Source organism: Rhizobacter sp. P1_G5, from assembly GCF_056405435.1.
On the sequence record NZ_JBFUCB010000296.1, the window covers coordinates 1 to 7,188 of the forward strand.

The following is a 7,188-nucleotide window of genomic DNA, read 5'->3' on the forward strand; positions in this document are numbered from 1 at the left end:
GGTCAGTTGCCGGTCGATGTCGGCGACGCCGCTCAACCCTTGCTTCAGCCGCCGTTGCGCCAGCGGATCGCGGTCGGGCCCGCCCACGCGCGACAGCGGCACCCAACCGCGCACGCGCCCCCTGGACCGCATCCAGCCCTGGGGACGCCCCTGCTCATCGAGCCGGCGCAGCACCATGCCCGCGCCATCCACGCGCGACGGATCGATGCGCGGCTTGCCCGGGATGTCGCACCAGGCCTCGGTCAGCGCGACGTGAAACTGGCGCTGGACCGGCTGGAACAGTTTGAGCCGGCCCTTGGCGTCGTGGGCCTTGGCGACCAGCGCGCCCAGGCGGGTGCGGCCGGCCGGAGTGCGCAGGTCGTCCAGCGTCGCGGGCAGGAAATCGTCCTCGGTCCGCTGCAGGATCATCGGCCGCAAGCCCAGGCCGGGCAGGTCGCGCAGTGCGCCGATCGCGATCGTGTGGGTGGCGTGCATGGCGTTCACCAGACGTTGCCCGCGCCGGGCGTGTAGCTGGTGCCCATCACCGTGTCGGCCTTCAGCGTCACGCACTTGACCATGCCGCTGAAGTCGGCCATCGCTGCGTCGACCTTCACCATGCCGGCCGTGACGTCCACGCTGGACGCCTGTACCGTCACCTTGGCGGAGGCCTGCACGGTGATGCCGGAGGTCTCGAGCTTGATGCTGTTGCCGTTGCTGTCCTCCAGCGTGATCTCGCCGGGGCCGTCCTTCAGGGTCACCGACTGGCCACCGGGCGTTTCCAGCAGCATCGTCTCCTGGCCGTCCTGGTCGTCCAGCGTGATGGTGATGCCGTTCTTCGACTTGATGCGCTTGTAGCGGTTGCGTCCGCCGGACTCGGTGTCGGCCGGTGCCTTCGCTGCGCCATTCCACAGCCCGCCGACGATCAGCGGGAAGCGCGCATCGCCCTGCACGAACATCACCAGCACTTCGTCGCCCACGTCGGGCAGGAAGAAGCAGCCGCGGTCGTCGCCGGCGAACGGCGCGACGACGCGCGCCCACATCGGCGCGTCCTGGTTCGCCACGCCATCGAAGGCGATCAGCTTCACCTGCACGCGGTTGGCCTGCAGCGGATCGTCGAGCGAACTGACGGTGGCAAGCTGGCCCGTGCCGCTCCAGGCGGGCAGGGCCGATGGAAGAAAGTGGTTGTCGCGTTTCATCGCTCAGTTTCCAAGCCAGGCGCACTCGGCGCTGAATTCGGTGCGGTAGCCCTGCTTCATGTCGAACAGGTGGCAGGCCCGCACCACGTAGTAGCTGTTGTCGAACTGCGGCGAGACGCCGGCGAGCTTCACGCTGGCCCCGACGCGCAGCTTCGCGTTGCCTTCGGCCACGCCTTCTGCGCGCACGAAGCGGCGCGCACGCTGGTCGAGCGCGGCCTCGGCCACCGCGCGGGCCTCGTCGTCGCTCGCCACCGGCGGGGCCGACAGGTGCTCGGGCCGCTTGCCGAAGACTTCCTGGGCCCATGCGAGCCCGTTCTTGCCGCTGCCCGGGCCCGCGTTCGTGATGCTCGAGGCCTCGCCCTTCACGGCCGATCCCTCGGTCGCATTCCATCCGGCCACGCTGACGGYCGTGGCCTGGTGCGCGAGATCGGCACAGACGCGCACGCGCGCCAGCTGGCTGTACATCGTCAGCTCGATCTCACCGCGGCCGGCGTCCTGGCGCGGCGCCACCTGCAGCTGCGAACCAACCACCTGCAGGTCGGCGTCGAAGCGCGCGAGCAGCCGGCGCAGGAAGCCGAGGTCGGTCTCGTTCAGCTGCGCCCAGGTCGCCACCGGCGAGGTCAATGCGCTCACGCCGGCCTGCAGCCCCATCTCGCCGGCGACGGCCTTCACCACGTCGGCAGGCGACATGTCGGTGTAGACCTTGCTGCGCCGTCCGCGCCGCGCGGCGGTGAGGGCGTCCTCGGCCAGCACCACGAGCTCGGGCGGCTCACCGTACTTGCAGTCCATCTCGAGCGCGCTGACGTGCCCCTTGAAGATCTCGCGCGGCGCGCTCTCGTCGCCGCTGTAGACGCCGATCTCGGCGCCCAGCTTGAGCGCCGAGTCGCCCTTGAACGCCAGCTCGGCGCGGCCGTCGCCGTTGGCCACCCAGTTGACCAGGCGCAGCTCCAGCGTGCTCATGCCGCCTTCGGACTCTTCCATGCGCAAGGCCGTCATCAGCGTGCCCAGCCGCTCGTCCGGCTGGCCGCCCAGGCGCAAGGTCGGGCGGGCGCTGAAGATGGCCGATTCGCTGACGGTGGTCTCGGGCATGGTGGTCTCGTCGTGTGCTCGTCACTCGTCGCAAAGGCGGGCCAGGCGTTCGTCGCGCAGGCGCAGGAGTTGCATCAGCGGTTCCTTCAGGTCCTCGGGCGGGGCCTTGGGCGCAGGGGCCGAAGGGGGGGCTGTGGAGGGTGCGTCGCGCTGGATGTCGGCACTGACGTGCTCGAAGGTGATGCCCATGTTCAGACTCCGAAGTCGATGCGGCCGTGCAGGTCGGCGGTGGCGCCCACGTCGGCCGAGAGGCTGCCGCCACCGTGCACCTCGGCACGGCCGCCGGAAGTGAAGGACGCAGCGCCCGAGATGCCGGGCGCGGGCAGCAAGGCGGCGCGGGCATCGAACACGCTGACGCTGGAACTGCTGGTGCTGCCCACGCGCAAGCCGTCGAAGGCCGCGCCGGCGGTGCTTGTCAGCGTCAGGCCGCCACTGCCACCGATGCCCAGGCCGGCACTGGCGCCGACGCCGATGCCGCCGCTCAAGCCGCCGCTCAAGCCGCCGCTGATTCCGACGCCACCAGTGATGCCGCCACCGATTCCGCCACTCACCCCACCGCCGACGCCCATCCCGACTCCGACACCTGCACCCAGCGACAAGCCGGCGCCGGCACCGACCGAAAAATCAGCCGCGGCCGCAAGACTCACGCTGCCACCGACGTTCAGCGACGCCTCGGCGCCGAAACGCAGGCTGGCCGAGCCATTCGCCTCGGCGATGGCACGTGCGGCTCGCTGGTCGCCGAGCGCGCCGGCCACGTCGCTCGGTCCCGAGCCGGGCGCCGCCGCGACGGGGTCGGGTGTCGTGCCCTGGTCGACCTTGGCACGCTTGCCCTTCTGGAACTCGACCTCCTGGCCAGCCAGCGTCATGTTCACGCTGGCGCGCAGCGGCACGCCGTCGGCGGAGAAGAAGTCCAGCGTCTCCTTGAACTGCTCGACCACGCCGGTGAAGCTGAAGGCGCCCCAGCCGAACTCCACCTTGGGTACGAACTGCTTGCTGCCGTCCTTGGCGGGTCGCAGCAGCAGGGCCAGGTTGTTGGTCTGGGTGCGCACGTTGATGCCGGTGTCGGTGCTGTCGAACACCAGCGTCATCGTCAGCTTGGCATTGGTCTTCTTGACGAACTGGCGTGCCTTGTTGTCGCCGTTGCGATCGTCGAACTCCGCGCTCAGGCTGTACTCGACGGACGCGGGATTGAACTGCAGCTTGAACTGCCTGGTGGACTGGCCGCCGTCGTCCATCACCTTGAAGGTGGCCGGCGTCGTCTTGGAGATGTTGGGCAGCATCGCCATGCGTCACCTCAGCAGCCGCAGGCCTTCGTGGGCCAGGTGAAGCTCCTCGATGCCGACCTCGGTGCCCTTGGCGTTGAGGTCAGCGGCTTTGAACTTGACCGGCATGCAGCGGTCCAGGCCCCAGGTGATGACGGTTTCGCCGAGCGTGTTCTGCACGGCGATCTCCGCGCCGAGCCGGTACGCATAGCTGCCGCCGCCGACCTGCTGGAACCACTTGAACAGGTCGCGCCGGCTGGTCATGCCGCGCTTGAGCACGACGGTGGCGAAGGTGACGGGGCCTGGCCGCTGCACCACGCCCCAGTTCATGCCGCCGACCTTGATCTGCTTGGGCTCCATCGTGGCTTCCAGCCCGGTGCACTCGGCAAACGCGCCACCCACCATGGCGACCGCGCCGGACTTGCCGCTGTCCACGCGCTTGAACGACAGCTCGAAGCGGAAGACGTGCAGCGGGGCTTCGGTCTCGACCGTCATGCCGCCTCCCTCAGGGTCGCGCCCGGTGCGGCGGTGTTGCCGAGGTCGAGAACGACGGTGATGCGTTCGATCGAGGCCGCCGGGCGCACGCTGATCTCGACGATGAGCCGTCCGGCATCGAGGTCGGCCTGGCTCATCGTGCTGCGGTCGCAGCGCACCTCGAAGGCTTCCGAGGCGTTGGCGCCGGCGAAGGCGCCTTCGTTCCAGAATCCGAGCAACAGGTCTTCCAGCTGGCGCTGCACCTGGCCCCACAAGGATGGGCCGTTCTTTTCGAAGACCAGGGCGTCCCCCTCGGCACGCACCGTGCGGCGGATCGCTCCCATCAGCCGGGAGGCACCGCCGAAGCGCCAGGCTTCGCTCGGCGAAGTGCTGACGTCGGATTGCAGCATCCAGCCGGCCGGGCTCTGCGCGATCACGCAGATGTGGCGTGCGAGCCTTGCATCGGGGCTGTCGTCGCCCAGGCCCCAGCTGGGTTGCGGTACGGCCTCGGCCACGTCGCGCAGCAGGCGCAGCGAGCTGTCGCCGGCCACCGAACGGAAGCAGCCGGCGCGCATGGCACCCTCGGCCACCAGGCCCGCGAGAACGCCATCGGGTGCTTCGAGTCCGGCAGGCAGGTCGTCGCTCGAGGCCTGCGTGCGCAGCCACGGCCACGCGAGCTGCACGAACGCGCTTGCCGCGCCAGGATCGCCGGGCAGGCCGTCGGCACGCAGCAGCTGCAACTTCTGCAGCCAGGCCGGCATGTCGGCCTGGGCATGCACGCGGGACGCACCAGCGCCGTCGCGTGCCTCCAGGTGCGGCAAGGGCAGTGCACCGACGAAGACGATCTCACGCTGCCAGGTCGACAGGAAACTGCGCACCCGCGCCACTGCGCCCATCCAGGCGTTGTAGCCATCGAGGTCGAGTTCGGGCGGCGCGAGCCGCTGCAGGCGGGTGTCGGGTGGCGCGACCTCGTCGGTGCTGCACTCGACGAAGCCTTCGGGAAGCGGCGCGACAAAAGGTGCCGGCTCGACCGCAGGCGCGACATGGCTGCAGGCATCGGCCAGGTCGGGCAGCACCAGCATGCTGGTGTCGCGCAAGCCATGGAGGTGCTCGATGCCGTGCCAGCTCGACGGCGTCACGGCCGAGAAAGGCGGGTTGGCGGGCAGCACCGCTGGAACCAGTCGCGCGAGCCGCGTCTGCGATGCCGCCAGCCGCTGCGCCGCCGTCTCGAGGTAGTCCCACGGGTCGCCCACGCGCAGCACGATGGCGCGCCGCCCACCGCGGGCGAAGAAGCTGCGCACTGCCGCACCGAGGTAGGTGGCGCAGCGCCGGTCGCTGTCGGGCGACAGCAGGCGCTGCTCCCACGCGAAGAGTTCGTCGAACTGCTGCCAGCTGTCCAGGGCCAGCGGCAGATTCAGCAGGCTCTCCACCTGTTCCGCCGTGCGGCCCCAGGGCCCGTCCACCCATCCGCTCGCACGCAACTGCTCGCGCAGCGCAGCCGGCAGCGGCTTGCCGGCGCGGCGTGCGACGTAACCGACGAAGCAGGCCACGTCGGCGCGGCGCACCTGCGGCAGCGGCGCTGCCTTGGCGAGTTCGAAGACCAGGCTCATGGTGCGCTCCGTCGCGTCAGACGCTGATCTCCAGCGCCTCGGCCGACAGCACCATCTCCTCGAGGGCGACGTCACCGCCCCCCTTCGCGGCGAGGGTGGGGCCGGTGTACTTCATCGGCACCACACCGCGCAGGACCCATGACTGCACGGGCTTCTGCGAGGTCTCGTCCATCAGCGTGATGGTCACGCTGCGTTGCGCGCGCGGTCCCTTGACGCGTGTCTCCGCGATCCAGTCGAACAGGGTCTTGGAGTTGAGGATGCCGCGCTTGAGCGTGACGTCCGAGACCTTGTGCACGCCGGCGACCTTGCGCACGTGGTTCTCCTTGTCGTTGCCGTAGCGGTACTCGGACATGGTGACCTCGGTGCCGATGCCCGAGACATCGGAGAAGCCGCCGAAGGCTTCGCTGCCGTTGAAGTTGACGATGAAGTTGAAGGCGCCGTAAGGCGTGGTCCTGTCGGCCATGGTGATGGACTCCTATGCGGTGGGGTAGGGGTCAGGCCCGCGCGTCGGCGGTCTTCTGCCCGATGCGGAAGATCACGAACTCGGCCGGGCGGATCAGCGCCACGCCGATGAGGCAGACCAGGCGGCCGTTGTCGAGGTCGTTCTGCGTCATCGTGCTGCGGTCGCAGCGCACGAAGAAGGCTTCCTCGGCGTTGGCGCCCAGCAGGGCGCCGTTGCGCCACTCGTTGTAGAGGAAGTCCGAGATGGTCTGGCGCACATTGGCCCACAGGCGTTCGCCGTTGAGCTCGAACACGGCCCATTGGGTACCGCGGTCAATCGAGGCCTCGAGGTAGTTGAAGTAGCGCCGGTCGGAGACGTACTTCCATTCCGGATCGCTGCTGGCCAGGCGTGCACCCCACAGGCGATAGCCGCGGCCCGAGAGGTAGCGAAGGCAGTTGATGCCCAGCGGATTGAGTTGTTCCTGCTGCGAGAAGTTGATGTCCAGCTCGAAACGCAGCGCACCTGTGACGACCTCGTTGGCCGGCGCCTTGTGCACGCCATGCTGCGGGTCGTTGTCGTTGCGCGCGTAGATGCCGGCGACGAAGCCGGAAGGCGGCAACGCGATCTCCTTGGGGATGTCGTCGCGGCCCGGACGCGCCAGCGGGTTGGAGACCACCACCCACGGGTAGTAGAGCGCGGCGTACTTGGAGTCGATGCGCCCGCGTGCCACTCGCACGTCGCCCGGGACCAGGCGCGGTGCCGAATCGAGGACCGCGATGCGGTAGCTGCGGCGCCGTTCGGCATGGCCGATCAGCGCCAACTGGATGGCCGGCCCATCGCCGTAGGCGCTCGAACCCGGCGCGGCGACGATCGAGACGTCCTCGAGCGAGATCAGCGAGGCCAGCGCGGCGGCGTAGGTGCCGGCCGTGGTGTCGGCGCCTGCGATAGGAGCCGCGCCGTCGGTCCCGCCGGCCAGCACGAGCGCCGGACGCCGGTCGTCACCGGGCAGCGCCGGAAGGGCGAGGACGGCCGTCTGCAGCTCGAAGGCGGTGACGCCGGTGCCGACGTCGAACCAGATCTGGTTGTTCAAGGCGTCGCCACGCGTCGTGGGGTTCTGGGAGAGCAGGGTGCCGACG

At 69.6% G+C, this 7,188-nt stretch carries 8 protein-coding genes and 1 pseudogene; all 9 read right to left on the reverse strand.

Annotation, left to right across the window (positions count from 1 at the left end):
* A pseudogene (locus tag AC1D12_RS19495) lies at nt 1-474 on the reverse strand (hypothetical protein); the annotation flags it as partial.
* Nucleotides 475-479: 5 nt separating this feature from the next.
* Complete coding sequence (locus AC1D12_RS19500; protein WP_047512718.1) at nt 480-1,175, reverse strand: phage baseplate assembly protein V; 696 nt, start codon at nt 1,173-1,175, stop codon at nt 480-482.
* 3 nt (nt 1,176-1,178) lie between these two features.
* On the reverse strand, nt 1,179-2,264 hold the full coding sequence (locus AC1D12_RS19505) for a phage late control D family protein (RefSeq protein WP_477842344.1): 1,086 nt from the start codon (nt 2,262-2,264) through the stop codon (nt 1,179-1,181).
* Nucleotides 2,265-2,285: 21 nt separating this feature from the next.
* A complete protein-coding gene (locus AC1D12_RS19510; protein WP_156155191.1) occupies nt 2,286-2,453 on the reverse strand; it encodes a hypothetical protein in 168 nt (55 codons plus the stop codon).
* Nucleotides 2,454-2,455: 2 nt separating this feature from the next.
* The gene (locus tag AC1D12_RS19515; protein WP_477842346.1) at nt 2,456-3,550 is read right to left on the reverse strand and encodes a CIS tube protein; all 1,095 of its coding nucleotides are present in this window, start codon (nt 3,548-3,550) and stop codon (nt 2,456-2,458) included.
* 3 nt (nt 3,551-3,553) lie between these two features.
* Entirely contained in the window at nt 3,554-4,021 is a 468-nt protein-coding gene (locus tag AC1D12_RS19520; RefSeq protein WP_047512712.1) for a phage tail protein, read from the reverse strand.
* Nucleotides 4,018-5,610: a phage tail protein gene (locus tag AC1D12_RS19525; RefSeq protein ID WP_477842348.1), complete on the reverse strand. Its 1,593-nt coding sequence runs from the start codon at nt 5,608-5,610 to the stop codon at nt 4,018-4,020. Before AC1D12_RS19525 ends, AC1D12_RS19520 begins: the two co-directional genes overlap by 4 nt.
* Nucleotides 5,611-5,626: 16 nt before the next feature.
* Nucleotides 5,627-6,073, reverse strand: coding sequence for a phage tail protein (locus AC1D12_RS19530; RefSeq protein WP_047512707.1), 447 nt, complete (start codon nt 6,071-6,073; stop codon nt 5,627-5,629).
* A gap of 31 nt (nt 6,074-6,104) precedes the next feature.
* A partial coding sequence (locus AC1D12_RS19535; protein WP_477842350.1) for a phage tail sheath family protein occupies nt 6,105-7,188 on the reverse strand: 1,084 nt, incomplete at its 5' end.